This window comes from Bradyrhizobium sp. 154 (assembly GCF_023073875.1).
In the GTDB taxonomy this organism is placed as follows: Bacteria; Pseudomonadota; Alphaproteobacteria; order Rhizobiales; family Xanthobacteraceae; genus Bradyrhizobium.
The window spans coordinates 1-25,736 of record NZ_JADPKG010000024.1 but is presented as its reverse complement, the minus strand read 5'-3'; the positions used below and the strand labels follow the sequence as shown (position 1 = coordinate 25,736).

Here is a 25,736-nt window from a genome sequence, read left to right as displayed (position 1 = left end):
CTTGGGGCAAGCTCGGCAGAAAATTCTTGCGCGCGCACGCGCTCGGCCAGCGCCGGATTGCTCAGTCGATCAGCAGCGGAATCGTCCTTGAGAAGATGCATCTCTGCCACTTTGCGTTTGGAGGCGAAAATTCTATAGTCGCACTGCCGAAGAGAAGAAAAAAATTTCTCTTTGCGCGCTCGAAACGAGACATATATAGAAAATAATTCCAGTCAACCCCGTTTGTGGGGAAGCGAGTATCGCATGCGGTTCTTGCCGGTGTTTCTCGATCTCAAGGCCGGTCCGGTGGTCCTCATCGGCGCGGGCGAGCTTTTGCGCGCCAAGCTGCGCGTGCTCGCCGCTGCCGGCGCGCGCATCCGCGTGCATGCGATCGACGGCGATCGTGATCTGAGCCTCAGCTCCGAGGAGGCAGCGCGTGTCGAAATCATGTCCGGCGATCCGCTTACTGCCGATCTCTCAGGCATCATCGCGATCGTCTGCGCAGGCGCGGGTGATGTTGGTGTGGCGATGTCGGTTCGCGCCAAGGCGCTGGGTTTGCCTGTCAACGTGATGGACGATCTCGAACATTCCAGCTTCATTTTCCCCGCGATCGTCGATCGCGGGGATGTCGTGGTCGCGGTTGGCACCGGCGGTACCTCGCCGGTGGTGGCGCGGCGCCTGCGCGAGAAGATCGAGGCGCTGCTGCCCGCCCGCATCGGCGAGCTCGCCGAATTCATCGGCGGCTTCCGCAAATCCATCAACGAGCGCATCGCTGAATTTCCGCTGCGCCGCCGCTTCTGGGAGCGTGTCATTGACGGGCCGATCGGCGCCGCCGTGCTCGCCGGCCGCAAGGCCGAGGCGGACGCTGCGCTAAAGGCTATCGCCGATCCCGCCGCCTTCGCGCGTGCCGACAAGCCGGAAGGCTCGGTCGCGCTGGTCGGGGCAGGCCCCGGCGATCCCGATCTTCTCACCATCAAGGCGCTGCGCGCGCTGCAGGACGCCGACATCGTCTTCCACGACGAGCTGGTCTCGCCTGAAGTTCTCGACCGCATCCGCCGCGATACCACGCGTGTTGCCGTCGGCCGCCGTGTCGGCAAGCCCGGCATCGGCCAGGACGCCATCAACAAGCGCATGATCGAGGCCGCGCAATCCGGTCAGCGCGTGGTGCGACTGAAGGGCGGCGATCCCTTCGTGTTCGGCCGTGGCGGCGAAGAGATCGAAGCCCTGCGCGCCGCCGGCGTCGCCTATTCGATCATTCCCGGTATCACCGCAGGTCTCGGCGGTGCCGCCGATTTCGAGGTGCCGCTCACCTACCGTCATGAAGCAACCCGCATCACCTTTCTCACCGCGCACAAGGCGCGCGACGCGGAAGTCGTGGACTGGTCGACGCTGACCGACGCCAAGATGACTGTTGTGGTCTACATGGGCGCGACCGCCGCGCCCGCCATACGCGCCGGCCTCTTCGCCGCCGGCCGTTCGCCGGAAACTCCGGTCGGCGTGTTCGCCCGCGTCACGCGCCCCGATGCGCAAGGCGTGATCGGCACGCTGCGCGATCTGCCCGAGCTCGTGCGGCGGACCAATGGCGGTCCTGCCATTCTCATCATCGGCGAGGTGGTCCGGCATGCCGGCTCGCTTGGCCGCCAAACTCCCAAGAAAACCCCAAAGCAAATCATCTCTGACCTCCTGGATGCAGCCGAATGACCTCCCCGCTTGAACAGAAGAAGATCAAAATCGCTGGCCCCTCGGTCGTGACCGCCAACCGCACCTGGGATGGCATCGTGGTTTACCGCACCGCCGCCAAGAGCTGGTCCGCGGACCTCTCGGAAGCCGCGATCGTACGCAACTCCGACGAGGCGAAGGCGTTGCTTGCGGAGTCCGTTGCCGATGACGTCGGCGCGATCGGTCCCTATATCGCGCCCGTGCAGGTCGGTGCGGACGGCAAGGTCCAGCCCGGCAATCTGCGCGAACAGATCCGCCGCTCCGGCGTCACCATCGGACAGCCCGCCCAGGTTTAAGGCGCTCTCTTATGTATGCTTACGACGAAATCGATCGCACGCTCGTCAATGAGCGCGTCTCGGAGTTCCGCGACCAGGTGAAGCGCCGCCTGTCCGGCGAGCTCACTGAGGACGAGTTCAAGATCCTGCGGCTCCAGAACGGCGTCTACCTGCAACTGCACGCCTACATGTTCCGGGTCGCGATTCCCTACGGCACGCTGGCGACGAACCAGCTGCGGGCACTCGCCCATGTCGCGCGCAAATACGATCGCGGCTACGGCCATTTCACCACGCGGCAGAACATCCAGTTCAACTGGATCAAGCTCGCCGAGCTGCCGGATGCGCTGGCTGACCTCGCCAAGGTCGGCATCCATGCGATGCAGACTTCCGGCAACAACATGCGCAACGTCACCTCGGACCAGTGGGCCGGCGTCGCGCCCGGTGAGATCGAGGATCCCCGTATCTGGTCGGAGCTGATCCGCCAGCACACCACGCTGCATCCGGAATTCTCGTTCCTGCCGCGCAAGTTCAAGATCGCGATCACCGCGTCCGACCACGACCGCGCCGCGATCAAGATTCACGACATCGGCCTGAGGCTGATCAAGAACGAGAAGGGCGAGACCGGCTTCGAGGTTCTGGTCGGCGGTGGCCTCGGCCGCACGCCGTTCATCGCCAAGACCATCAAGCACTTCGTGCATGGCCGCGACATCCTCAGCTACATCGAGGCGATCCTACGCGTCTACAACCAGTACGGCCGCCGCGACAACATCTACAAGGCGCGCATCAAGATCCTGGTGCACGAGCTCGGCATCGAAAAGTTCTCTCGCGAGGTCGAGGACGAGTGGCAGCACATCCGCAACCCCTCGCTCCAGATCGACGACGAGGTGATCGAGGACATCCGCTCGCGCTTCACCTACCCGGCTTACGAGAAGCTGCCGCACATGCCTGACGAGCTGCGCCAGGCCGCGGCCGATCCGGATTTCGAGGCGTGGCGCAAGAATTCGGTGGCCCCGCACAAGGTGCAGGGTTACTCCATCGTCACGATCTCGCTGAAGCCGACCGGTGGGCCTCCGGGTGATGCCACCGCCGAGCAGATGGACGCGCTGGCCGACCTCGTCGACAAATATTCCTTCGGCGAGATCCGTGTCGGCCACGAGCAGAACCTTGCGCTGCCGCACGTTGCCAAGCGCGACCTGCCGGCGCTCTGGAAGGCGCTCGACAAGCTCGGGCTTGCGACGCCCAACGTCAATCTGATCACCGACATCATCGCCTGCCCGGGCCTCGACTATTGCTCGCTGGCGAATGCGCGCTCGATCCCGATCGCGCAGGAGCTGACGCGCCGGTTTGCCAATCACGAGCTCGCCAACCTGATCGGCCGTCTCCACATCAACATCTCCGGCTGCATCAATGCCTGCGGCCATCACCATGTCGGCCACATCGGCATTCTCGGCGTCGAGAAGAATGGAGAGGAGGTCTACCAGATCACCATCGGCGGCCGCGCCGACGAGAACGCAGCGCTCGGCACCCTGATCGGCCCCGGCGTGAAGTTCGACGAGGTCGCCGACGTCGTCGAGGACATCGTGGAAGCTTATCTGGCGCTGCGCGAACGGCCCGAAGAGCTGTTCATGGACACGGTGAGACGCCTCGGCGTCGAACCCTTCAAGGAGCGCGTCTATGCCACTCGTTAACGGCGGAAAGATCGTCGACGACGGCTTCGCCAAGCTCGCCGTCGATACCCCGCTGCCCGAGAGCGGCGACATTCTGGTGCCGGCCGAACGTTTTCTCGGTGAAGCGGAAGGCTTGCTCAAGCGCGCCGGCAAGGTCGGCGTGATCTGGCCGAACAATCGCGACGTCGCCGAACTCGTGCCCTATCTCAGCAAGGTCGCCACGGTCGCGCTGGTGTTTCCGACTTTCCGTGACGGACGCGCCTACAGCCAGGCCCGGTTGCTGCGCGAGCGCTACAATTACCGCGGCGAATTGCGCGCCACCGGCCAGGTGCTGCGCGATCAGTTCGTGTTCATGCTGCGCGCCGGCTTCGATGCCTTCGAGGTCAAGAAGCAGGCCGACGCGGAAGCGTTCATGCAGACCGCCAAGCGCTATTCGGTGTTCTACCAGCCGACCGGCGACGGCCGCATCACGGCCCTGCACCGGCGCATGCAGTTGCGCCATTCCGAAGGTGTCGGCACGTGAACGCGATCGCGCCTCAGGTTTCATCCATCTCTGCGCTGCCCCCGGCGGACGAGCTCGATCGGAGCTTGCGCGATGCCTCGCCCGCAGAGGTCATCGCTGCGGCGCTGAAGGCGGTCGGACGCAACAAGCTCGCCCTGGTATCGTCCTTCGGTACGGAATCGGCGACGCTGCTGAAAGTGATGGCGGACGTCGATCCGGCGATCCCGGTGATCTTTCTCGACACCGGCTGGTTGTTCGAGGAGACGCTCGCCTATCGCGACACCTTGATCGCGACGCTGGGCCTGAAGGACGTCCGTTCGGTCCAGCCCGCCGAGGAGACGCTGTTGCGCGAGGATCCCGACCGCGACCTCTGGTTCTCCGATCCCGACGCGTGCTGCCGCATCCGTAAAGTCGAGCCGCTGGCGCGTGCGCTGAAGCCGTTCGATGCCTGGCTCAACGGCCGCAAGCGTTTCCAGGGCAATGCCAGGGCCGACATTCCGGTCGTCGAGAACGATGGCGCCCGATTGAAGTTCAATCCCTTTGCCAATGTCTCGCGCGAGGAACTCGAGGCCATGTTCGTCCGCGCCAAATTGCCGCGTCACCCTCTCGTCGCCTCCGGTTTCCTGTCGGTCGGGTGTATGCCTTGCACCAGCAGAACGGCCGAGGGCGAGGATGTACGCGCCGGCCGCTGGCGCGGCCGGGCCAAGACAGAATGCGGCATTCACACGATGAAGACTTCGTAGCACGGTTACGCTGCCACGCCACGAACAAGAAAATCCGGTTCCGTTGACTTAAGAGCGTTTCGACCCGAGTTATGCCTGCACGCCTTCGCTGACATCGACGTCGCCGAAGTGAATGGAGATGGACATGATGCGCCGTATCGTTCCGCTCGCTGCAGGACTCCTCTGGGCAAGCTCGGCTCTCGCCGCTGACATCAATCTGCTGAACGTGTCATACGATCCGACGCGTGAGCTCTATGTCGAGTTCAACAAGGCGTTTGCGGCCACCTATCAGAAGGAAACCGGCAGGAGCGTCGAGATCAAGCAGTCGCATGGCGGCAGCGGTTCGCAGGCGCGCGCGGTGATCGACGGATTGCAGGCCGATGTGGTGACGCTCGCGCTCGCCTATGACATCGACGCGATCGCTGCCAAAGGCCTCACCACAGCCGATTGGCAGAAACGGCTGCCGCAAAATTCATCACCCTACACCTCGACCATCGTCTTCCTGGTGCGCAAGGGCAATCCCAAGGGCATCAAGGACTGGGACGATTTGATCAAACCGGGCGTCGCCGTGATCACGCCGAACCCGAAAACATCAGGGGGCGCGCGCTGGAATTACCTCGCAGCGTGGGGCTTTGCGCAGAAAAAGTTCGGCTCGGCCGACAAGGCCAAGGACTTCATCGGAAAGCTCTATCAGCAGGTGCCGGTGCTCGATACCGGCGCACGCGGCGCCACCGTCACGTTCGTCGAGCGTGGCGTCGGCGACGTGCTGCTCGCCTGGGAGAACGAGGCGTTTCTCGCGCTGAAGGAGTTCGGCGCGAACAAGTTCGAGATCGTGGCGCCGCCGCAATCGATCCTCGCCGAGCCGCCGGTCACCATCGTCGACAAAGTTGCCGATAAAAAAGGCACGCGCAACGCCGCCGACGCCTATCTCCAGTATTGGTATACCAAAGAGGGGCAGGAGATCGCCGCGCGCAATTTCTACCGTCCGCGCGATGCCGAGGTCGCCAAGAAGTACGAAAGTGCCTTCGCCAAGGTCGAGCTGTTCACGATCGACGACGTCTTTGGCGGCTGGACCAAGGCGCAGCGGGAACATTTTGCCGACGGCGGCGTCTTTGATCAGATCTACAAGAACTGATCGAGCGCCGTCTTAGGAGGCTTTTAGCAGGGGGCCTGGTGAGCGCACTCGCAGCAAGACGCCGGACATTGCCGGGCTTCGGTCTCACCATGGGGCTGACGCTTTCCTGGCTGTCCGTCATCATCCTGATTCCGCTCGCCGGTCTGTTCCTGAGGTCGCTCGAGCTGAGCCCGGAACAGTTCTGGAATATCCTTTCCAGTCGCCGCACGCTGAACGCGCTCCGCGTCTCCTTCGGCCTCGCCTTTGCGGCCGCCTGCGTCAATCTCGTCATGGGCAGCATCATCGTCTGGGCGCTGGTGCGCTACCGCTTTCCCGGCCGGCGGCTGTTCGATGCCATTGTCGACGTGCCCTTCGCGCTGCCGACTGCGGTCGCCGGCGTCGCGTTGACCGCGCTGTTCGCCGAGAAGGGCTGGCTCGGTGGCCCGCTCGCGGCGCTCGGCATCAAGGTCGCATTCACGCCGGTCGGCATCTTCGTCGCCATGATCTTCATCGGCATTCCCTTCGTGGTGCGCACGGTGCAGCCGGTGCTCCAGGATCTCGACCCCGAGATCGAGGAGGCCGCGGGCAGTCTGGGCGCCAGCCGCTGGCAAACCATCATCCGCGTGATCCTGCCGTCACTCGCACCGGCGCTGCTCACGGGCCTTGCGCTCGCCTTCGCGCGTGCGGTGGGCGAATACGGCTCGGTGATCTTCATCGCCGGCAATCTGCCTAACATCTCCGAGATCGCGCCGCTCTTGATCGTGATCCGGCTCTCCGAATTCCGCTACGCGGATGCGACTGCGATCGCGGTGGTCATGCTCGTCGTCTCCTTCGTCATCATCTTCGCTGTGAACCGGCTCCAGCGCTGGGCACAGAGCCGGATTCCGGAGCGCTAAGGGCCGACCATGACGATGCAGATTGCAGATTCGGTCTCTCTCCCGGCCCCCGACGCCAAGGCACGTGCCCATGCGGCTGCCGCGCGCGACAGCCTTCGCACCGAGCCAAAGGCGGTGCGCATCACCATCATCGCGCTGGCGATGACCTTCCTCACCGTCTTCGTCGTGCTGCCGTTGGTCGTGGTGTTCGCACAGGCGCTCTCGAAGGGGGTCATCGCCTATCTCACTGCGCTCGCCGAACCGGAAGCGCTGGCCGCGATCAGGCTGACGCTGCTGGTCGCCGCGATTTCAGTGGGCCTCAATCTCGTGTTCGGCCTCGTCGCCGCCTGGGCCATCGCCAAGTTCGATTTCAAGGGCAAGACCTTTCTGATTACGCTGATCGACCTGCCGTTCTCCGTCAGCCCGGTGATCTCGGGCCTCGTCTTCGTGCTGCTGTTCGGCGCGCAGGGCTATTTCGGCAGCTGGCTGCGTGAGCACGACATCCAGATCCTGTTCGCGGTGCCCGGCATTGCGCTCGCCACCACCTTCGTGACCTTCCCATTCGTGGCGCGCGCACTGATCCCCCTGATGCAGGAGCAGGGCACGCAGGAGGAGGAGGCCGCGATCTCGCTCGGCGCCTCGGGTCTGCAAACCTTCTTCCGGGTCACGCTGCCCAACATCAAATGGGGCGTGCTCTACGGCGTCCTGCTCTGCAACGCCCGCGCGATGGGCGAGTTCGGCGCTGTCTCGGTCGTCTCCGGACATATCCGCGGCGAGACCAACACCATGCCGCTCTTGGTCGAGATCCTCTACAACGAGTACCAGTTCGTCGCCGCGTTTGCGATCGCCTCGCTGCTGGCGATGCTGGCGCTGATCACGCTGATCGCAAAAACTGTTCTCGAACGTCACCTGAACGAAGGACACGAGCCCCGTGACCATTGAAGTCAAGAATCTCGTCAAGAAGTTCGGCAGCTTTAAAGCCCTCGACGGCGTGGATCTTAAGGTCGACAACGGCGAGCTGCTGGCGCTGCTCGGCCCCTCCGGCTCCGGCAAAACCACGCTGCTGCGGATCATCGCCGGCCTCGACTGGCCCGACGCTGGCGACGTCTCCTTCAACGGCGAGGACGCGCTGGCGCAGGGCGCGCGCGAACGGCATGTCGGCTTCGTGTTCCAGCACTATGCGCTGTTCCGCCACATGACGGTGTTCGAGAACGTCGCCTTCGGCCTGCGCGTGCAGCCGCGCGCGGTTCGCAAGGACGAGGCCACGATCCGTACGCGGGTGAAGGAGCTGCTCGATCTCGTGCAGCTCGACTGGCTTGCCGACCGCTATCCGAGCCAACTCTCCGGCGGTCAGCGCCAGCGCATCGCGCTCGCCCGCGCGCTCGCAATCGAGCCGCGCATCCTGTTGCTCGACGAACCCTTCGGCGCGCTCGATGCCAAGGTGCGCAAAGAGCTGCGCCGATGGCTGCGCTCACTGCATCATGAGATCAACGTCACCTCGATCTTCGTCACCCATGACCAGGAAGAGGCGCTGGAAGTCGCCAACCGCGTCGTTGTGATGGACAAGGGCAGAATCGAGCAGATCGGCTCGCCCGACGACGTCTACGAAAGTCCGGCGACCGCCTTCGTCCACGGCTTCATCGGCGAATCCATCGAGCTGCCGATCCAGGTCGAGGGCGGCGTGATCAGGCTCGGCGACCGGCCGCTGCGGCTTGCCGCGGACGGGCTTGCGCCTGGCGCGTCAAAACTGTTCGTGCGGCGACACGACATGCTGGTGGGCCCGCCCGGCAGCGGCGCCTTCGAGGGCGCGATTCGGCATGTCCGCAATTTCGGTCCCGTGCAGCGCGCCGAGGTCGCGCTATCAGGTGGCGAGACCATCGAGATCGACGCCCCCCGCGACAAGGAACTGCGCGCCGGCGACACGATTGGGCTGGAGCCGCGCCGCTACCGCATATTTGCGGGCGCTTGAGCCGCCTCGTCGGGTCAAATTTTCCTCAAAATTCACCTTTCAGCCACGGTTGATATGCAACAACGGCCCCTCATTTGGGGGCCTGATTGATGCGCGCTGCGGCCGCAATATCCATCACTTTGCTTCTAGCCGGCTGCGCCGGCAACGAAGCGCCGGTCCAGCAGCCGTCCATGTATACCGACATGGCGGTCCCGGGCGCCAAGCTCGATGCGCAGGCTGCCGCCGTGATGATCTCGCAATATCGCCAGAACAACGGGCTCAGCACCGTCGTGATCGATCCCGATCTGATGCGGCTCGCCGAATCCCAGTCCCAGGCTATGGCGGCCGCCAACAAGATGGACCATGACGTTCGCGCGCCACTCGCCAAGCGGCTCGCCGCCGGCGGCTATCCCGCGACCGTGGCGGTCGAGAACGTCTCGGCCGGCTATCATACGCTCGCCGAAGCGTTTTCCGGCTGGCGCGACTCGCCACCCCACCGCGCCAACATGCTCAAAAGCGGTGTCACAAAACTTGGCATCGCAGCGGGCTATGCTCCCGGCACCAAATACAAGGTGTTCTGGACCATGATCTTGGCTTCGGCGGACCCTCGATAAGCCAGACTTGATCCCGGATGCATTGACGCCGCGGCGCAGTGTCGCCACGGTGGCTTGCCTTTTGCTATTGTTCCCTCATGACAGATCATCGTCCTGATACCGCCAGCATCCCCGCGAATGCGCAACGCGTCCTGGTCCTCCAGGGCGGTGGCGCGCTCGGCTCGTATCAGGCCGGCGCCTGCCAGGCGCTATGCGGCTACGGCTTCGAGCCGGAATGGGTCGCCGGCATCTCGATCGGTGCTATCAACGCAGCCATCATCGCCGGCAATGAGGGCCATACCCGCGTCAAGCGGTTGAAGGAATTCTGGGAGATGGTGTCGGCGCCGGTGCCGTGGAAGCCGATCGGCAAGAGCGATCGCAGCCGCGAGCTGTTCAATTCGACGAGCGCAGCGCTGATCGCGACCTTCGGCGTGCCCGGCTTCTTCGTACCCCGCGTTCCGCCGGCGCCGCTCTGGCCACCGGGGCACCCCGAGGCGGAAAGCTATTACGACACCGCGCCGCTCAAGAAAACGCTGGAGCGTCTGGTCGATTTCGACCGCATCAACGATCTGAAGACGCGCTTGTCCGTCGGCGCGGTCGGCGTCACCTCCGGCAACTTCAAATATTTCGACAATTACGCGTTCAAGAAGCTCGGCAAGACCATCGGGCCCGAGCACATCATGGCCTCCGGCGCGCTGCCGCCGGGCTTTCCGTCCGTCGTGATCGAGGGCGAGCATTACTGGGACGGCGGCATCGCCTCCAACACGCCGCTCGACTACGTGCTCGATGCCGAGGTCGACCGCGACATGCTGATCTTCCAGGTCGACCTGTTTTCCGCGCGCGGCGATCTGCCGACCTCGCTGCTCGAAGCCGCCGAGCGCGAGAAAGACATCCGCTATTCCAGCCGCACGCGGATGAACACCGACAAGAACAAGCAGCTGCACAACGCCCGCAGGGCCGTGCGAGATCTCATCAGCAAGTTGCCGGATTACCTGAAGAACGATCCGTCCGTCGAATTCCTCGCGAAAGCCTCGCGCGAAAGCACCGTCACGGTGGTGCATCTGATCTATCGCAGCAAGAACTACGAATCCTCGTCCAAGGATTACGACTTCTCGCATGTCGCCATGGTCGAGCATTGGGAAGCCGGGGTGCGCGACGTGCATCTGTCGATGCGCCACAAGGATTGGCTCGATAAGCCGCAGTCCGGCGAGACCATGGTGACCTACGATCTCACGGGGGACGTCACCGCACCCCCGGCAAAAAGGAGCGAATAGAATGGGTAGTCTGTCAGGCAAGAACGCGGTCGTGACCGGGTCGACCAGCGGCATCGGGCTCGCTTACGCACGCGCCTTCGCCGCCGCCGGCGCCAACGTGGTCATCAACGGCTTCGGCTCGCCCGAGGACATCGAGAAGGAGCGCACCAAGATCGAATCCGAGTTCAAGGTCAAGGTGATCTACTCGCCCGCCGACATGACCAAGCCCGCCGAGATCGCCGGGATGATCGCGCTGGGCGAGAAGACGTTTGGCTCGGTCGACATTCTCGTCAACAATGCCGGCATCCAGTTCGTCTCGCCGATCGAGGAGTTTCCGCTCGAGAAGTGGGACCAGATCATCGCCATCAACCTGTCGTCGGCCTTCCATGCCATCCGTGCCGCCGTGCCCGGCATGAAGAAGAAGGGCTGGGGCCGCATCATCAACACGGCGTCTGCACACTCACTCGTCGCCTCGCCCTTCAAATCGGCTTACGTGTCGGCCAAGCACGGCATCGCCGGTCTCACCAAAACCGTGGCGCTGGAGGTCGCGACCCACAAGATCACCTGCAACTGCATCAGCCCGGGCTATGTCTGGACGCCGCTGGTGGAGAAGCAGATCCCCGACACGATGAAGGCGCGCAATCTGACGCGCGAGCAGGTTATCAACGACGTGCTGCTCGACGCGCAGCCGACCAAGGAGTTCGTCACCTCCGAGCAGGTTGCCGCGCTCGCCCTGTTCCTGTGCAGCGACGATGCCGCGCAGATCACCGGCAGCAATCTGTCGATCGACGGCGGCTGGACGGCGGAGTAGTTCGCGCGGTTCAGCTAGCTCGCTGTCATGCCCCGGCTTGCCGCCTTCGCTAAAGCTCCGGCGGGCCGAGTACCCTTGTGGCCCCGGCGTAGCCTTGGCGGAGACGGGACCGGGGCATCAAGTACGCCGCGGCTTATCGATTCAATCACAGCTTTCTCGGAATACTGGATCGCCCGGTCAAGCCGGGCGATAACACTGAGAGTGGGGCGCGGTCTCTGGCTAATGCGTCCACGCTAGCGCCGTCACGATCGCCGACGACAAATTCAATTCCGCGAACATGATCTTGCCGGCGACCACGAACAGCACGCTCGCCAGCGTCAGGCGCAGCACCGTCTCGGGCACGCGCGTTGCGCTAAAACTGCCGACGATGATGCCGGGCAGCGAGCCCAGCAGCAGCACGCCCATCAGCGCCCAGTCGACGTCACCGAGCGCCCAGTGTCCGATGCCGGCAACCAGCGTCAGCGGCACCGCATGGGCGATGTCGGAGCCGACGATGCTCGCCATCGGCAGGCGCGGATAGAGCAGCAGGAGCACAGTGACGCCGACTGCGCCGGCGCCGACCGACGAGATCGAGACCAGCACGCCGAGCACGATTCCGGTGATCACGGTCGCGATCGCGGTGGTGCGCTCGTCGACCTGCTCGAGGCGTTTGCGGTAGCGATCCATGATCGCCTTGCGGAAGATCAGCGACGTCGCAGTCAGGATCAGCGCGAAGCACAGCACGAGATTGACGAGGCTACGCTCGGAATCGCTTCTGAGGTCGAGCTTCCACAGCACCAGCAGCGTCACCGCGCTCGCTGGAATGCTGCCGCAGGCGAGTCGCAGCACCGCCGGCCAGTGCACGCTACGCGACCAGCCATGCACCACGCTGCCGCCGGTCTTGGTGGCGGCGGCATAGAGCAGGTCGGTCCCGACCGCCGTGGAGGGATGAATGCCGAACAACAGGATCAGCAGCGGCGTCATCAACGAACCGCCGCCAACGCCGGTCATGCCGACGAGCAAGCCGACGCCGAATCCAGAGGCGACGTAGAGTGGATCAAACATGTCAGGGGAATCTTAGGTGGATCTCGTCGGTTGAGCAACACGACGTAGAATGAAATTCCTCCCGCATGCAACTGCCTGGGTCCAATAAGAAAAATCATGCTGCGGACGGCAAATCGGTAGGAATTTCGCTTCGTTCCCATGCATGCTGCGAACGCGCCGTTCCCCAGGAGCAGGGTCGCGGGTCGCTATTTGCCAAACGCCAGCACGTGCAGGCCGAGGCGCTGCCGCACGATCCAGAACAGGAGCACCGTCTCGAAGGTGAGCGAGATCGAGGTCGCGGCCGCGGCGCCGTGGCCGCCGTAGCGCGGTACCAGCGCGATGCAGAGCACGACGTTCATCACGAAAGCCAGCGCATAAGCGAGCGCGCAGATCTTCTGCTGGCCCAGCATGTTGAGCAGCCGCTCCACCGGCCCGATTGCGGAGCGCACCACCAGCCCGATCGCGGCGACGAACATGATATCGTAGCCAACGGTGAATTGCGGCCCGAACAGCCAGAGCAGCGGCTTGCCGAACGCAAGCAGCACGATGGTCGCCGCCAGCGACGGCCAGAACGTCCAGCTGATGGCGTGCGTCACATAGGCAGACAGCCGCGCCTTGTCGCCGCTTGCGTTGTATTCGGCGAAGCGATGCGCCGTCGTCGCCGACATCGCGTAGTGGATGAAGGAAACCAGCGCCAGGGTCTTCACCACGGCGAAATAGACGCCGACCTCGTCAGAGGAGCGGAACTGCTGGAGCACCAGCACGTCGGTGTAGGACAGCAGCAGGTAGAAGCTCTCGACCAGCAGGATCGGCAGCGAGACGGCCAGCCAGCCGCCGATGTCGTAGGCCTTGGGGCCCGGCTCGATGTGATCGGCGAGCTTGCGGTTCAGCACCAGCATCTGCCCGGCCATCGCGATCCACACCGCACCTAGGCTCGCGACCATCGCAGCGACTGCGCCGAGATGATAGCCGAGCAGGAAGGCGCACGCCGTGATGCCGATGATCAGCGCCTGTCGGATGATGAATTGCGGCATCAGGCCGAGCTGCATCCAGTCGTGCGAGCGCGCGATGCCGTCCTGGGTGTTGGCGACGACGAAGGCCGGCAGCGTCATGCAGCCGATATAGAGCGGCAGCACCTCGGCCGGATCGATCCAGGGTGACAGCAGCCTGACGATGCCGGCAAGACCGAGCGACACCAGCGCCGAGACGATAAAGGTGAGCCAGCGGCTGCCGGAGAGAAAGCCGCGCAGCAACGCGTGCGCGCCGCTGGCGCGGTACTCCGGAATGATCTTTTGCGCGGAAGCGGAGATGCCGAAATCCATCATGCTGCCGAGCAGCAGCACCCAGGTCCAGACATAGACATAGATGCCGTAGTCGGACGTGCCCATCCAGCGCGCGAGCAGAATCTGCGAGACATAGGCGAGGCCTGCACTGATGAGGCGGATGACGAAGATGATGGCGGCCAGCCGCCGCGTCAGCGAGGCCTCGCTCGAGCCGCCCGTCAGCGTGCCGCGCAGCCGCGCGATCAACCCGGCTGGTCCGGTCGTTGCGGGTTGTGCATCCATCACGGCCAATTCGAGTTCCCCGTCCGCATACTGCGGCAGGCCCGGGAATTAGCAACCACTCGTTAAGATTCGGTTGGGTGGGCGTGCTGTAGAAACCGCAACGTCGTCCCGGCGAAGGCCAGGACCCGTTGCCCCAGGGAGAAGTTGGACGAAGGCTCGGGGCGACGAGTTCGCGCCACCACTACTCCCTGGGGTAGTGGGTCCGCGCTCCGATTCGCTGCGCTTGTCCCGGACCACGGCTCGGGTTGGGACGACGCTACTCCAAGTTCGTATTGAACTCGTACGACCTGTCCGGTCCCACCAGCGTGAACTTCAGCGCCGCACCGTCGGGCTTGGCGCCCGGCGGCAGCCCCTCGAGCTCGAAGGAAAATCGCTTCACGTCCGGCGGGCTGTGATGGACCGGGGCCGGAATCGGCAGCGCCCAATCGGGTGTCGGCCCTTCCACGAACAGATTGATGTTGCGCGCGTCCGCCGGCGCGACCACGTCGACGACCACCTTGTTGCCCTCGCGCTTGACGTCGCGGATGGTAAGCGGATTGGGATCGCCGATATTGGCCGGCTTGGGCACGGTGTCCAGCGCCGCGCGCAGATTGGCGTCCTCGGTCGAGGCGACGCTGTTGAAGCCGAGTTCGGCGCGGGCTTCGACGGGAATGCAGAGCTTCTCGCACACCGCATAGTTGATCTCGGCGCGCAAGGTCACCGGCTTGTCGGCGGCCTTGGCGACGATGCGCAGGGGCAGCACGATCTGGTCGCGGTAGCCGATCGAATGGCCGCCCGCGCCGTCGTCGAACTTCAGCGGCGCCGGCCACATCACGGTCACCGCTTCGACATTGTCCGACTTGGAGAAGTCGAACCGCGGCGGAACGCCGGAGTCGCCGGGCACGCGCCAGTAGGTCTTCCATCCCGGTTGGAGCTGGAACGCGATACCGCCAAGCAGGACAGCGCCGCTGCGCGAGCCCGCAACCAGCCGCACTGCGGAATGTCCGTCGCGCTGCCACGGCGAAGCGTCGTCGGCACGGGCTGCGGATGCCAGCGACGCTGCGATCAGGGTTGTCGCGACGCCAATCGCCGCACGCAGGGGAACTATGCTGGTCATGGCACGTCTTTACAGGGGCGCCCTAGGGCAAACCATTGAATTGCTTGTGATGGATGCATCTGAACCAGGTCTCTGCAAGCCTTGATTTGACAGCGGCCGGGCCCGACATCAGGATAGGAATTGAAACCGGAGTGCTTCACCATGGCTCCTACAGGCAAGAGGACGGGCGACAGCACCCGCAGCGCAGGCCCCGCGCTCCCCAATTCGGCCGGTTATCTCGACGGCCGGCTCCTGATTGCAATGCCCGTGATGGGCGATCCCCGTTTCGAGCGCTCCGTGATCTATCTCTGCGCCCATTCCGCCGAAGGCGCGATGGGAATCATTGTCAATCATCCCGCGGGCTCCATCGATTTCCCCGAGCTCCTGATGCAGCTCGGCATCATCAAGAAGGGCGAGCACATCAAGCTGCCGGAAAATGCCGAAAGCATGAAGGTGCTGCGCGGCGGTCCTGTCGACACCGGCCGTGGTTTCGTGCTGCATTCCAGCGACTTCTACATCGAGAATGCGACGCTGCGGATCGACGATGGCGTCTGCCTCACCGCGACCGTCGACATCCTGCGCGCGATCGCCAACGGCTCCGGCCCCAAGCACGCCATCCTCGCGCTCGGCTATGCCGGCTGGGCGCCGGGCCAGCTCGAAACCGAGATCCAGAGCAACGGCTGGCTGCATTGCGACGCGGACGCGGATCTGATCTTCGGCGACGACGTCGACGACAAATACAACCGCGCTTTGCAGAAAATCGGCATTGATCCCGGCATGCTCTCCAACGAGGCCGGGCACGCGTAGTTGTTAGCCGTCGTCCGGTGTCGTACGTCACCCTCGCTGTCATGCCCCGGCTTGATCGGGGCATGCAGTACGCCGCAGCCTATCGGCGCGATCACAACCGTCTCGGAGTACTGGATCGCCCGGATCAAGCCGGGCGATGACCACGCATCGTGAATGACGCGCTACTCCGCCGCCTGCTGCTGTACCGTTGGCTCGGTGCCCGCCACCGTTGCGCGGCGCATGTCGCGCGGTTGCGACTGGTCGTAGCGGCGGACGCGGTGCATGGTCTGGCGGTTGTCCCACATCACGAGGTCATGCAGCTTCCATTTGTGGACGTAGACGAACTCTGCTTGCGTCGCGTGCTCGGTGAGATCGCGCAGCAATAGACGGCCCTCCGGCACGCTCATGCCGACGACCTTGCCGGCATGCGATGAGAGGTACAGCGATTTGCGGCGATGCACCGGGTGCGTGCGCACCAGACGTTGCAGCACCGGCTTGAACATCTCCTTTTCCTCGTCGGTGTATTCGGTGAAGCCGAGCGAGCCGCGCGAATACATCAGCGAGTGCTCGCAGACGAGGTCCTCGATCTCAACCTTGGTCTCGTCGTCGAGCGCGTCATAGGCCGCGCGCATATCGGCGAATTCGGTGTTGCCACCCTTCGGGTTCACCACGCGCGCGGACAGCAGCGAGAATTTTGCCGGGATGGGACGGAACGAGCTGTCGGAATGCCAGAGGCAGTTGCCGAGATTGAACAGATGCGCGCGGCTGTCTTTCGCCAGCGGCTTGCCGTCCTTGCCGAGATTGCTGACATCGTTCAGGCCGGATTGCAGCCGATAGTCCTTCTCCTTGGTGACGGTGCCGCCGCGCGCATCCTCGCGCTGGCCGAAATTCAGCGCGAACGCCATCTGCTGCTCGTCGGTGATGTCCTGATCGTGGAAGACCAGCACCGCATATTTGTCCATCGCGGCCTCGACTTCGCGCGCCTCATCCGCCGTGAGTGGCTTGCGCAAATCGAGGCCCGAAACCTCGCCGACAAAATGCTTCTGAAGCTGCCGGATGGCGATCGTCATGGCGATTTCTCCCGCATCTGTGAGCAGTTTTCCCGCTCCGTTTGCGAAAAAAATGCCTCCCGCGCCCGGCGATGTCAACGCGCCGCGCGCATGGCTCTTACGCGTTCCGGGCCATCAGGCCGCCGTCGACCGGGATCACCGCACCGGTGATGAAGGAGGCGGCCGGCAGGCACAGGCTGAGCGTCACATGCGCGACCTCTTCGGGCTCGCCGTAACGGCCGAGTGCAGTGCGGCGCTTGGCGTAGATGGTCTTGTGCTCCTCCGAGATGCGATCGGTGATGGCCGTGCGGATCGGGCCGGGACAGATGCAGTTGACGGTGATGCCCTCGCGGCCGAGCTCCACCGCCAGCGAACGGGTGAGGCTCGCAACGCCGCCCTTCGCCGCCGAATAGGGGCTGTGCAGGGCAGTGGCGCCGAGCGCCTCGGTCGAGGCGATGTTGAGGATGCGCGGGCACTTCGACTTGCGCAAATGCGGCAGCGCGGCGCGGATCACGCGCGGATGCGCCGTCAGCATCACGGCGAGGCCTTTGGCCCATGCGTCCTCATAGGCCTCGTCATCGATCGCGACCCGCACTGAGATGCCCGCATTGTTGACGACGATGTCGAGCCCGCCGAAATGCGCCGCGACATCGCCGACCACGCGCTTGATCTCGTCGCCATCGGCAACATCGAGCTTCCACGCCCTCGCTGCTCCGCCGCTTGCCGCGATTTCCTTGGCAACCGCATGCGCGCCTTGCTCGTCATAATCGGTCAGGGCAACGTTCGCACCTTCGGTGGCGAACACGCGCGCGGTGGCGCGTCCCATGCCGCTGGCCGCGCCGGTGACGAGGACGGTCAGGCCCTTTACTGACCGGCTGAGCTGTTTGAATTCGGACATGCTGCTTCCTCGCGCCCTGCTTGTTCTTGTTATGATTGACAAGGCTGGCATCGATCCGCAGACAGGTCAAACAAGCAAAAACAAGCGGGAGGCCGCGATGGCAAACGAGCTCGATTTCTCAGGCAGGCAGGTGCTGGTGGTCGGCGGTTCCAGCGGTATCGGCAACGGCATTGCGCAAGCTTTTCGCGCCAGGGGTGCGCATGTCGCCGTCTGCGGCACGCGCGCTCGGCCCGAGGATTATTCGATTGAGGAAGGCTCTGATCTCACCGGCCTCGCCTTCGCTCAGCTCGACGTCAGCAATGCCGGGGCGATCGAGGCGTTCAAGCCACCCTTCGAGCGGCTCGACATCCTGGTGCTCGCGCAAGGCGCGGTGCTCTATCGCCGCGGCGAATTCGAGATGGCCGGCTTCCGCAAGGTCGTGGAGGTCAATCTGATGAGCCTGATGGCCTGCGCGACGCGGTTTCATTCCATGCTGCGGGATGCGAAGGGCGTGCTGATCATGGTGTCCTCGACCGCGGCCTATCATTCCACCATGGGCAATCCCGCCTACAACGCCTCGAAGACCGGCGCTGTCGGATTGACACGTACGCTGGGCGAGGCCTGGGCCGAGGACGGCATCCGCGTCAACGGCATCGCGCCCGGTCTGGTCGACACCAAGATGACGAAGATGACCACCGACAATCCCAAGCGGCTCGAAGGCGCGCTCGCGCGCATCCCGCTCCGGCGATTGGGCACGCCGGCCGACATGGCGGGCGCGGCGCTGTTCCTGGCCTCGCCGCTGTCGTCCTACATCGTGGGGCAGACGCTGGTCGTCGATGGCGGCCTCATTCTGTAGGCCATGGCAAGGAACCGCGCTGCTTCTGATCGGTTACTTCGGCTGATCACCGAGGAGGATTATCATGGACGCGGATCGGATCATTGGATCAGCCAAGGAAATGGCAGGCGGCGTGGAAGGCACCGTGGGCGAGATGGCGGGCGACGCCAAAACGCAGGCCTCAGGCAAGGCACGGGAAGCCGCAGGCACGGTGCAGAACCTGTACGGCCAGGCGAAGGACGCGGCGCGCGAAGCTGCGGACACGGCCTCCAGCTACGCCAAGGATGCCTATGAGGCCAGCGGCGATACGTTCCGCGACGGCACGCAAGCCATCGCCCGCAAGGTGCAGGACAACCCGCTCGGCGCGCTGCTGACTGCGGCCGGCATCGGCTTTGCACTCGCGCTTCTGATGTCGCGCCCCGCCCGCCGTCCGCCGCCGCGCTGGCGCTATTAGGCTAACAGCTAGACCCGTCATCCGGGGCGCGCGCTCCGCGCGCCCGGAATGACGACTCAAATCAGAGATACGATTTACCGGATCGCTTCCGCCGCGCGCCCGACATTGCCCGGCGGCCGCGGGATCGCCGGATTCGGATTGCGGGAGCCTGGGGCTGGCGCCAGTTGACGCGGTGGCTGCGGAGAGCCAAAGCCGAAGAAATCCCGGAATGACGGCGCTGCCTGTGCCGGCTGCTGCGGCGGAAGCTGCTGCGGCTTCTTCGGCGCGAGCTTTGGCGGCGCGATTGCGGCGGCCGCCCCCGGTGAACCCTGAGCAGCGCTGCCGTCAGGCGTCGTCGTCGCCATCGGCGTATCGCCCTTGGCCTGCTCGCGTCCGACTTCGCGGCGCGGCCAGGCATAGTCGTCGGCGCGCCCGGCGGGGGCGCTCAGCGGCTCGCCTTTCACCATCGTCTTCGCAGCGAGCGCATCGACCGCGGCCGGACGCGAGCCTGGCCCGCCCAGCAATTGATCGGTCGAGATCGAGGCCGCGACCAGCGGCACGATCGGTCCGGCCAGCGGCCGCGGCGCGGGCTTGCCGGGCTCGGCGCTGGTGTCGGGCGTCGCCGGCTCGCTCGGCAGTGCGATCGGACCGGAGCGGCCCGCAAGCAGGCGCGTGATCTCGCGCTCGACATAGTGCGCGAGCTTGCGCGCGCCGGGTTTTGTGAAATAGACGCCGTCAGAGCTGCGGAGCTGACGAATTTGGCCTTCGAAGTCCGGACCCTTCTGAAGGAAGCGACCGGCCTCGTCGACAAAACCGTCCCAGACGTCGACATAGGTGATGCCGGCCTTGGCTGCGCCTTCACGGTAGAGCGAATCCAGGAACAGCATGTCCGCCGTACCCTTCTGCCCGCGGATGGCGGGAAGACCGACCCAGAGCACCGGCACGCCCTTGGCCTTGAGCACGTTGGCCAGTTCCTCGATTTTCTTGCCGTAGAGCTCGATCCAGCGCTCGTCGCGGAATTCGTAGAGACCATTCGGGTTGCGCGCCGTCTTCTCCGGCGCAGCGGCTGCCGGCGTATCGGCGTTGTCGGCGTCATCCTGCGGCAGGTCAGTATCCGCGGCGGGTTTGTCCTCAGGCTTGGCAGCGGTGTCGGGCTTGGCATCGCCGGGCTTGCCCGGTGGCTTGCCGCGCGCGCCCTTGTCGTTCTTCTTGTCCTTGTCAGAGGCCTTGTCCGACTTGTCGGCCACAGGCTCGCGGATCGCGATGCGGTCGTTGAGGCCGAGCATGACCACGATGATTTCGGGCTTCTCGGTCTCGAGGATGCCCTTCGCCGCAGCCGCCCAATCCGCGGGCTCGCCCTTCGGCTGGTACTTGATGAGGCCCGAGGTGGTCTTGTGCTTGCGGATCACGCCCATGTCGGGCTGCTCGGCGTAGGCGTCCTCGAGGCCATAGGCGAGCCAGTCGGCCATGGCATCGCCGATCACCAGCACGTTCTTGTCGGGGATAGTGTCGCGCTTGGCCGGCGCCGGCGCGCGCGAAAAATCCTGGCGCGGCGCCTGCGGCTGTTGTTGCTGGAATGGTGCGAAGAAGTCGCCGCCGAACCAGCCGCCGCCACCTCCACCACGTGGTGGCGGTGGCGCCGCGCGCTGTGGCGGGCCGCCGAAGCCGGGGAAGTTGAAGAATTGCGCCGAGGCCGGGGCCGCGACGGACACCAGGATCGCAAGCGCCGTCCCCAGCGCGATCAATGGGCCGGTCTCGGTCAGCGCCTTGAACAGGGACTTCTTCGACATGCGATCTCGGGCACGTGCAATGGGATTGGAAGTGGCTCGAATATAATAACGGAATCAGGCGCCAAACGGGCAGATTCTGTTGCAGAATCTTCTGCCATACACCGGGGAACAGCCGCCCCGGTCAAGGCTGCCTGCCAAAATCCCTGTTCAGGGTTACTTTGGGCGCGATTTTACCGCCCGCGCAGCCGGTCCAGCACGTCGGAGGAGGCAAAACCGTCGGCCGGCACGCCGATTGAGGCCTGGAAATTGCGCAGGGCTTCCCGGGTCTGGCCGCCGAACTGGCCATCCGGGGTGCCCTTGTAGAAGCCGCGCTGGGCCAGCAGCTGCTGCAGCTCCAGCCGCTCGGTGCGCGACAGCTCCCGTTCCTGCCGCGGCCAGGGCTGCACGAAGGGGCCCCCGCCGCGCAAGCGGTCGGCGAAATGCCCGATCGCCAGCGCATAGGCCTCGGCCGGATTGTACTTCATGATGACGCGATAATTCTGCAGCATCAGGAAGCCTGGTCCTTGCGCGCCGGCCGGCGCGAGCAGATAGGCCTTCTCGGCCGGATGCGGGAAGGGCTGGTTGTTCGGGCGCTTCAGCCCGAGCTTCTCCCATTGGGCGATCGTCATCGCCTTGGCGCGGTCGGCCAGCATGTAGTTGAAGCCTTGCGGCACCACGACCTCGTAGCCCCAGGTCTGGCCGGCCTGCCAGCCGTCCTTCTTCAGATTGTTGGCGGTCGACGCGATCAGGTCGGTCGGATTGTCGACGACGTCGCGCCGCCCGTCGCCGTCGCCGTCGACGGCAAAGCGCTTGAATGCGGTCGGCATGAACTGGGTCGGGCCGAAGGCGCCGGCCCAGGAGCCGCGCAGCTGCTCAGGCCTGAGATCGCCGCGGTTGAGGATCTCCAGCGCGGAGAGGAATTCGTCCTTGAAATAGGTTTGGCGGCGGCCGATGCAGGCGAGCGTCGCGGTCGATTGCAGCACGCTGCGGTCGCCCATCTGCGTCGAGTAATTGGACTCGATGCCCCAGATCGAGGCGATGATGTAGCGGTCGACGCCGGTGGCCTTTTCGGTGGCGTCGAACTGCGCCTTGTATGTGGCGAGGATCTCGCGGCCCTTGGCGAGGCGGTTGTCGTTCACGAGAATGTCGAGGTAGTCCCAGATCGATTTGGTGAACTCCGGCTGCGAGTCCATCAGATCCATGATGCGCAAATCGGGGCTGAGGCCTGCGGTGAAGCGCTGGAAATTCTCCTGCGTGATGCTGCGGCGTGCGGCATCCGGCCACATCGCGGCGACACAATTGTTGAAATTGCCCGCGGCCTCGCGGATCGCAGCGGCCGTCATCAGCGGATGGCCGGAGGCGCCGTCCTCGCCGCTCCAAGGTTGAGCTCCAGTTTGTGCGCTGCCGGGGCCGGGCAAGGCTTGCGACGGCGCCGCGTTCGGGGCGGAGAAGATGCCGCCGAACAGGTTCGATAGGCCGTTCTGCGCCTGGGCGTGCGCGCATGCAGGCAGCAGCAAAGCCGCCGCAATCATCGTCGCGCCGGTCACGGACCCAGTCCGTCCTGCCAGTCGTGCCACTGATTGCATCATGTCCCACCCATCGGCCTGAAATTCCGCCATCAGGAGGCCTGGTAGGCGTTGCCAATAGCTTAACAAAGGTGAAATTTTGGTGACGGCCTTTTTCTTAACTCTGTCGGGGCGAGGCCCCACATCCGCCTTTGTTGGCGGCTGCAAACAGGCTAGCAAGATGCCATTGCTGTGTTCACGTCCTCAGGTATTCGATCGATCCCATGAAAATTCGCAAAGCCGTATTCCCCGTCGCCGGCCTCGGCACCCGCGTCCTGCCCGCCACCAAAGCGATGCCGAAGGAAATGCTGACCATCGTCGACAAGCCGCTGATCCAGTACGTCTATGACGAGGCGAAGGAGGCCGGCATCGAGCACTTCATCTTCGTCACCGGCCGCAACAAGAACGTCATCGAAGATCATTTCGACCGGATGTTCGAGCTCGACGCGACGCTGGAGGCGCGCGGCAAGACGGCCGAGCAGGAGATCCTGGCGCAGAACCAGCCGGACGCTGGCGCCGTCAGCTTCACGCGCCAGCAGGCGCCGCTCGGCCTCGGTCACGCGGTCTGGTGCGCGCGCGACATCGTCGGCAACGAGCCGTTTGCAGTCGTGCTGCCGGACGAGCTCGTGCTCAACACGCCGGGTTGCCTGAAGCAGATGATCGATATGGCATCGTCGCTCGGCGAGAAATCCAATCTCGTCGCGGTCGAGGCGGTGCCCGATCACCTGACGCATCAATACGGCATCTGCGGGGTCGGAAAGCGCAACGGCAAGATGTTCGAGGTCGACGGCATGGTCGAGAAGCCGGCCAAGGGCACCGCGCCCTCCAACCTCTCGATCACCGGCCGCTACATCCTCCAGCCCGAGATCTTCAAGATCCTCGAAACCCAGGAGCGCGGTGCCGGCGGGGAGATCCAGCTCACCGACGCCATGATCGGTCTTGCCAAGGCCCAGAAATTCTATGGCGTCGAGTTCGAGGGCGAGCGTCACGATTGCGGCTCCAAGCCCGGCTTCCTCCGCGCCAACATCGCCTACGGCATGAAGCGCCCGGAGCTGCGCGATGGGCTGATCGCGGAGATGAAGAAGTATCTGGGGCAGTAGCTCCTTCGCGTCGTCCTGGACAAGCGCTCCAGGACCATTACCCCGAGACGGTGTTTGGCGCAGGCGCGTGGTGATCAGCTCGTGCCACGACTCTTTTTGGGTAAGGGGGCCTGGCTTTAGCCGGGGACGACACCGAAATTAGGCACGCTGCTCGTCGCCGACGGCAGCCGTCTCACGCCACCAGCGACAACTGCGGCAAGCTCGCGACCACCGACTGGTTGCGCCCACCGGCCTTGGCGGCATAGAGCGCCTTGTCGGCGGCGGCGACCAGGACCGGCCAGTCCATGCCGGCACTGGGAACGAGGCTGGCGATGCCGCAGGAGACCGTTGTGCTCGCCTGATCGTCGGACCAGCCCTGCACCTTGAGCCGGATCGTCTCGGCGATCTTGTAGGCATCCGCGGCCGAAATGTTCGGCAGCAGTACGGCGAATTCTTCGCCGCCGTAGCGCGCGGCGCAGTCGCCGGCGCGGCTCACCGAGTCGGAAATGCAGATGGCGATGCCGACCAGCACCTGGTCGCCGGCCTGGTGACCGAACGTGTCATTGTAAGCCTTGAAGTGATCGGCATCGATCATCAACAGTGCGACCGGCGCCTTCTGGCGCATCGCGCGGCGCCATTCGACGTCGATGACGGAATCGAACTTGCGGCGGTTTTTCAGGCCGGTGAGCGCGTCCGTCGTCGCCATCTCCTCGAGCTTGTGCTCGGCCTCGGCACGTCGGCCAATCTCGCGCGCGAGCACCAGCGTCGAGGCCAGCATGAACAGGATCAGCGCCAGGACCACGGCGCCGATGCGATAGGCTTCCCTCTGCCAGAGCTCGAACACGGCGGTCAGCGGCTTGCCCGCCACCACGAACAGCGGCCCGCTGTCGCCGCTTCGGGAATAGAGCCGCGGCGTCGCGTCTACCGGACCCTGGCCGGCATAGGACCCGCCGGCCTTGAGATTGTCGGCCTTCCAGCTCTGCTGCGTTCCGAGATTCTTGCCGATGACGTCGAGATCGAACGGCCGTCGCATCATGATGGTGCGGTCGCGCTTCAGCACGGTGATGCTGTCGTCGGGGTCGAGGTTCAGCCGCTCGAACAATTCGTGGAAATAGCTGAATCGGATCGAGCCGGCGACGACGCCCATGAAGCCGCCGTCGGTATCGCTGACGCGCCGGCTTAGCACGATGGAATAGGCGCCACGAAACAGCATGGGACGGCTGATGAAGAGCCCGATGTCCGGATTGTCGCGATGAACCCTGAAGTAATCTTCCTCGCTCCTGACCTCCGGCAGCGGGTCGAGGGTGGAGGCGTCGATGGTCAGCCGGCCCTCGGCATCGAACACCCGGATGGCGCCGAAATGCCTCGCGGTGGTCGCATGGTCGAACAGGATCAGATGACGGATCGGCTTCGAGACCGTCGCAAGCTCGGGCAGCAGCATGTTGGCGGCGACCGCCTTCAGCGACAGGTCATAAATCTCGATGTTGCGGCTGACGTCGGACTCGATGGTCGTCGCCAAATTCTCCAGGGTCTGGCGGGCGAGCGACTCCTCGCCGCGGCGCATGTCCAGCATCACATTGACGCAAATGGCGGAGAAGCCGATCACCGTCACCACGGACGAGATGATCAGCAGCTTCGCCGAAATCCGCCACGGCCGGCGGGCCGTGACTTCGCGCCATCGAGACAGCATCGCTTGCTCCCGATCCTAGTGGATGCGCCCGAAAGCTTGAGTAGTGTTTAAGGCAGGACGGCCTTGCCGCAATGAGTTAAGAATCGGTTTATGAGGCGCACGGTTTTGGGCAGCCTCATGCGAGCGGGACGAGAGGACGATTGTGAACGACTACGACGCGTTGCGCGACTATCTGATGCGGCAGAAGCAGGATGAGTTGGTGCTGAGCTTCGAGCAGATCGAGGAGATCATCGGCGCGGCTCTGCCGCGCGCGGCGCATCGTGCCTCCTGGTGGGACAGCCTGCGCAGCCCCGACATCCAGATGCCGCAACGCGAAGCCTGCCTCGCCGCCGGCTTCGTGGCGACGCGCATGCCTGACGGTGTGAGCGTCCGGTTCAGGAAGAAGAGCGAGCGGCGGCGTTAGTGCAGCGGCGCGCTGCCACCCTCCCCTGGAGGGCAGGGGAATCGCATGTGAGCGTTCTCTGTAAGGCATTGCGAATTGGGCAGAAATCGATTCTGAAGGTGGCTCCTGAGTTGGAAGGAGCGGCCGATG

Annotated in this window: 25 protein-coding genes; 17 read left to right on the top strand and 8 right to left on the bottom strand. The window is 64.5% G+C overall.

Annotation, left to right across the window (positions count from 1 at the left end):
* Positions 1-243: 243 nt before the first annotated feature.
* The 12 genes from cysG to IVA92_RS03695 all read left to right on the top strand — a co-directional run bounded on the left by cysG (position 244) and on the right by IVA92_RS03695 (position 11,458).
* A complete protein-coding gene (gene cysG / locus IVA92_RS03750; RefSeq protein ID WP_247277805.1) occupies positions 244-1,680 on the top strand; it encodes a siroheme synthase CysG in 1,437 nt (478 codons plus the stop codon).
* A complete protein-coding gene (locus IVA92_RS03745; protein WP_247277804.1) occupies positions 1,677-1,994 on the top strand; it encodes a DUF2849 domain-containing protein in 318 nt (105 codons plus the stop codon). Before cysG ends, IVA92_RS03745 begins: the two co-directional genes overlap by 4 nt.
* Positions 1,995-2,005: 11 nt before the next feature.
* On the top strand, positions 2,006-3,661 hold the full coding sequence (locus IVA92_RS03740; RefSeq protein WP_247277803.1) for a nitrite/sulfite reductase: 1,656 nt from the start codon (positions 2,006-2,008) through the stop codon (positions 3,659-3,661).
* Entirely contained in the window at positions 3,648-4,163 is a 516-nt protein-coding gene (locus tag IVA92_RS03735; protein WP_247277802.1) for a DUF934 domain-containing protein, read from the top strand. The genes IVA92_RS03740 and IVA92_RS03735 overlap by 14 nt, the downstream gene beginning before the upstream one ends.
* Positions 4,160-4,885, top strand: a complete 726-nt coding sequence (locus tag IVA92_RS03730; protein ID WP_247277801.1) for a phosphoadenylyl-sulfate reductase — start codon at positions 4,160-4,162, stop codon at positions 4,883-4,885. Before IVA92_RS03735 ends, IVA92_RS03730 begins: the two co-directional genes overlap by 4 nt.
* A gap of 124 nt (positions 4,886-5,009) precedes the next feature.
* Entirely contained in the window at positions 5,010-5,999 is a 990-nt protein-coding gene (locus IVA92_RS03725) for a sulfate ABC transporter substrate-binding protein (protein ID WP_247277800.1), read from the top strand.
* A gap of 38 nt (positions 6,000-6,037) precedes the next feature.
* Positions 6,038-6,874, top strand: a complete 837-nt coding sequence (gene cysT / locus IVA92_RS03720; protein WP_346015508.1) for a sulfate ABC transporter permease subunit CysT — start codon at positions 6,038-6,040, stop codon at positions 6,872-6,874.
* 9 nt (positions 6,875-6,883) lie between these two features.
* Complete coding sequence (gene cysW / locus IVA92_RS03715) at positions 6,884-7,795, top strand: sulfate ABC transporter permease subunit CysW (protein ID WP_247277799.1); 912 nt, start codon at positions 6,884-6,886, stop codon at positions 7,793-7,795.
* Complete coding sequence (locus IVA92_RS03710) at positions 7,785-8,822, top strand: sulfate ABC transporter ATP-binding protein (protein ID WP_247277798.1); 1,038 nt, start codon at positions 7,785-7,787, stop codon at positions 8,820-8,822. The genes cysW and IVA92_RS03710 overlap by 11 nt, the downstream gene beginning before the upstream one ends.
* Before the next feature lie 89 nt (positions 8,823-8,911).
* Positions 8,912-9,415, top strand: a complete 504-nt coding sequence (locus IVA92_RS03705) for a CAP domain-containing protein (RefSeq protein ID WP_247277797.1) — start codon at positions 8,912-8,914, stop codon at positions 9,413-9,415.
* 77 nt (positions 9,416-9,492) lie between these two features.
* Positions 9,493-10,668, top strand: a complete 1,176-nt coding sequence (locus IVA92_RS03700; RefSeq protein WP_247277796.1) for a DUF3734 domain-containing protein — start codon at positions 9,493-9,495, stop codon at positions 10,666-10,668.
* 1 nt (position 10,669) lies between these two features.
* Positions 10,670-11,458, top strand: coding sequence for a 3-hydroxybutyrate dehydrogenase (locus IVA92_RS03695; protein ID WP_247277795.1), 789 nt, complete (start codon positions 10,670-10,672; stop codon positions 11,456-11,458).
* Between the two features lie 219 nt (positions 11,459-11,677).
* Here the strand turns inward: IVA92_RS03695 and IVA92_RS03690 are convergent, their stop codons facing one another.
* The 3 genes from IVA92_RS03690 to IVA92_RS03680 all read right to left on the bottom strand — a co-directional run bounded on the left by IVA92_RS03690 (position 11,678) and on the right by IVA92_RS03680 (position 15,142).
* Entirely contained in the window at positions 11,678-12,502 is an 825-nt protein-coding gene (locus IVA92_RS03690) for a sulfite exporter TauE/SafE family protein (protein WP_247277794.1), read from the bottom strand.
* A 185-nt stretch (positions 12,503-12,687) separates the two neighbouring features.
* On the bottom strand, positions 12,688-14,055 hold the full coding sequence (locus IVA92_RS03685; RefSeq protein WP_247277793.1) for a flippase: 1,368 nt from the start codon (positions 14,053-14,055) through the stop codon (positions 12,688-12,690).
* Between the two features lie 247 nt (positions 14,056-14,302).
* Complete coding sequence (locus IVA92_RS03680) at positions 14,303-15,142, bottom strand: protein-disulfide reductase DsbD domain-containing protein (RefSeq protein ID WP_247277792.1); 840 nt, start codon at positions 15,140-15,142, stop codon at positions 14,303-14,305.
* A gap of 141 nt (positions 15,143-15,283) precedes the next feature.
* Between IVA92_RS03680 and IVA92_RS03675 the strand changes: the two genes are divergently transcribed.
* Complete coding sequence (locus tag IVA92_RS03675) at positions 15,284-15,928, top strand: YqgE/AlgH family protein (protein ID WP_247277791.1); 645 nt, start codon at positions 15,284-15,286, stop codon at positions 15,926-15,928.
* A 161-nt stretch (positions 15,929-16,089) separates the two neighbouring features.
* Here IVA92_RS03675 and IVA92_RS03670 read toward each other — a convergent pair whose 3' ends face one another.
* Together IVA92_RS03670 and IVA92_RS03665 are read right to left on the bottom strand one after the other, a co-directional pair.
* Positions 16,090-16,977 carry a TauD/TfdA family dioxygenase gene (locus IVA92_RS03670; RefSeq protein WP_247277790.1) on the bottom strand — a complete coding sequence of 296 codons (888 nt, stop codon included), beginning with the start codon at positions 16,975-16,977 and terminating at the stop codon, positions 16,090-16,092.
* 97 nt (positions 16,978-17,074) lie between these two features.
* Positions 17,075-17,854: an SDR family NAD(P)-dependent oxidoreductase gene (locus IVA92_RS03665; RefSeq protein WP_247277789.1), complete on the bottom strand. Its 780-nt coding sequence runs from the start codon at positions 17,852-17,854 to the stop codon at positions 17,075-17,077.
* A 97-nt stretch (positions 17,855-17,951) separates the two neighbouring features.
* Between IVA92_RS03665 and IVA92_RS03660 the strand changes: the two genes are divergently transcribed.
* Both IVA92_RS03660 and IVA92_RS03655 read left to right on the top strand, forming a co-directional pair.
* The gene (locus IVA92_RS03660; protein WP_247277788.1) at positions 17,952-18,689 is read left to right on the top strand and encodes an SDR family oxidoreductase; all 738 of its coding nucleotides are present in this window, start codon (positions 17,952-17,954) and stop codon (positions 18,687-18,689) included.
* A gap of 64 nt (positions 18,690-18,753) precedes the next feature.
* Positions 18,754-19,122 (top strand): CsbD family protein, encoded by a 369-nt coding sequence (locus tag IVA92_RS03655; RefSeq protein WP_247277787.1) that lies wholly within the window; start codon positions 18,754-18,756, stop codon positions 19,120-19,122.
* Between the two features lie 74 nt (positions 19,123-19,196).
* On the opposite strand, the gene IVA92_RS03650 is transcribed toward IVA92_RS03655, so the two are convergent.
* Positions 19,197-20,891 carry an SGNH family hydrolase gene (locus IVA92_RS03650; RefSeq protein ID WP_247277786.1) on the bottom strand — a complete coding sequence of 565 codons (1,695 nt, stop codon included), beginning with the start codon at positions 20,889-20,891 and terminating at the stop codon, positions 19,197-19,199.
* Positions 20,892-21,061: 170 nt separating this feature from the next.
* On the bottom strand, positions 21,062-22,459 hold the full coding sequence (locus IVA92_RS03645) for a lytic murein transglycosylase (RefSeq protein WP_247277933.1): 1,398 nt from the start codon (positions 22,457-22,459) through the stop codon (positions 21,062-21,064).
* Positions 22,460-22,659: 200 nt separating this feature from the next.
* Here IVA92_RS03645 and galU point away from each other — a divergent pair, with 200 nt between their 5' ends.
* A complete protein-coding gene (gene galU / locus IVA92_RS03640; protein WP_247277785.1) occupies positions 22,660-23,535 on the top strand; it encodes a UTP--glucose-1-phosphate uridylyltransferase GalU in 876 nt (291 codons plus the stop codon).
* 172 nt (positions 23,536-23,707) lie between these two features.
* Here the strand turns inward: galU and IVA92_RS03635 are convergent, their stop codons facing one another.
* Positions 23,708-25,204, bottom strand: a complete 1,497-nt coding sequence (locus IVA92_RS03635) for a sensor domain-containing diguanylate cyclase (RefSeq protein WP_247277784.1) — start codon at positions 25,202-25,204, stop codon at positions 23,708-23,710.
* Positions 25,205-25,346: 142 nt separating this feature from the next.
* Between IVA92_RS03635 and IVA92_RS03630 the strand changes: the two genes are divergently transcribed.
* Entirely contained in the window at positions 25,347-25,607 is a 261-nt protein-coding gene (locus IVA92_RS03630) for a hypothetical protein (RefSeq protein WP_247277783.1), read from the top strand.
* Positions 25,608-25,736: the final 129 nt, after the last annotated feature.

What these genes read in the sequence shown, in the direction of transcription:
- IVA92_RS03645 (WP_247277933.1), bottom strand. Translation starts at nt 22,459, where the DNA reads ATGATGCAATCAGTGGCACGACTGGCAGGACGGACTGGGTCCGTGACC.
- IVA92_RS03655 (WP_247277787.1), top strand. Translation starts at nt 18,754, where the DNA reads ATGGACGCGGATCGGATCATTGGATCAGCCAAGGAAATGGCAGGCGGC.
- IVA92_RS03725 (WP_247277800.1), top strand. Translation starts at nt 5,010, where the DNA reads ATGATGCGCCGTATCGTTCCGCTCGCTGCAGGACTCCTCTGGGCAAGC.
- IVA92_RS03700 (WP_247277796.1), top strand. Translation starts at nt 9,493, where the DNA reads ATGACAGATCATCGTCCTGATACCGCCAGCATCCCCGCGAATGCGCAA.
- galU (WP_247277785.1), top strand. Translation starts at nt 22,660, where the DNA reads ATGAAAATTCGCAAAGCCGTATTCCCCGTCGCCGGCCTCGGCACCCGC.
- IVA92_RS03735 (WP_247277802.1), top strand. Translation starts at nt 3,648, where the DNA reads ATGCCACTCGTTAACGGCGGAAAGATCGTCGACGACGGCTTCGCCAAG.
- IVA92_RS03660 (WP_247277788.1), top strand. Translation starts at nt 17,952, where the DNA reads ATGGCAAACGAGCTCGATTTCTCAGGCAGGCAGGTGCTGGTGGTCGGC.
- IVA92_RS03740 (WP_247277803.1), top strand. Translation starts at nt 2,006, where the DNA reads ATGTATGCTTACGACGAAATCGATCGCACGCTCGTCAATGAGCGCGTC.
- IVA92_RS03670 (WP_247277790.1), bottom strand. Translation starts at nt 16,977, where the DNA reads ATGACGATCGCCATCCGGCAGCTTCAGAAGCATTTTGTCGGCGAGGTT.
- IVA92_RS03675 (WP_247277791.1), top strand. Translation starts at nt 15,284, where the DNA reads ATGGCTCCTACAGGCAAGAGGACGGGCGACAGCACCCGCAGCGCAGGC.
- IVA92_RS03690 (WP_247277794.1), bottom strand. Translation starts at nt 12,502, where the DNA reads ATGTTTGATCCACTCTACGTCGCCTCTGGATTCGGCGTCGGCTTGCTC.
- cysW (WP_247277799.1), top strand. Translation starts at nt 6,884, where the DNA reads ATGACGATGCAGATTGCAGATTCGGTCTCTCTCCCGGCCCCCGACGCC.
- IVA92_RS03745 (WP_247277804.1), top strand. Translation starts at nt 1,677, where the DNA reads ATGACCTCCCCGCTTGAACAGAAGAAGATCAAAATCGCTGGCCCCTCG.
- cysG (WP_247277805.1), top strand. Translation starts at nt 244, where the DNA reads ATGCGGTTCTTGCCGGTGTTTCTCGATCTCAAGGCCGGTCCGGTGGTC.
- IVA92_RS03635 (WP_247277784.1), bottom strand. Translation starts at nt 25,204, where the DNA reads ATGCTGTCTCGATGGCGCGAAGTCACGGCCCGCCGGCCGTGGCGGATT.
- IVA92_RS03665 (WP_247277789.1), bottom strand. Translation starts at nt 17,854, where the DNA reads ATGTCCGAATTCAAACAGCTCAGCCGGTCAGTAAAGGGCCTGACCGTC.
- IVA92_RS03650 (WP_247277786.1), bottom strand. Translation starts at nt 20,891, where the DNA reads ATGTCGAAGAAGTCCCTGTTCAAGGCGCTGACCGAGACCGGCCCATTG.
- IVA92_RS03680 (WP_247277792.1), bottom strand. Translation starts at nt 15,142, where the DNA reads ATGACCAGCATAGTTCCCCTGCGTGCGGCGATTGGCGTCGCGACAACC.
- IVA92_RS03695 (WP_247277795.1), top strand. Translation starts at nt 10,670, where the DNA reads ATGGGTAGTCTGTCAGGCAAGAACGCGGTCGTGACCGGGTCGACCAGC.
- IVA92_RS03705 (WP_247277797.1), top strand. Translation starts at nt 8,912, where the DNA reads ATGCGCGCTGCGGCCGCAATATCCATCACTTTGCTTCTAGCCGGCTGC.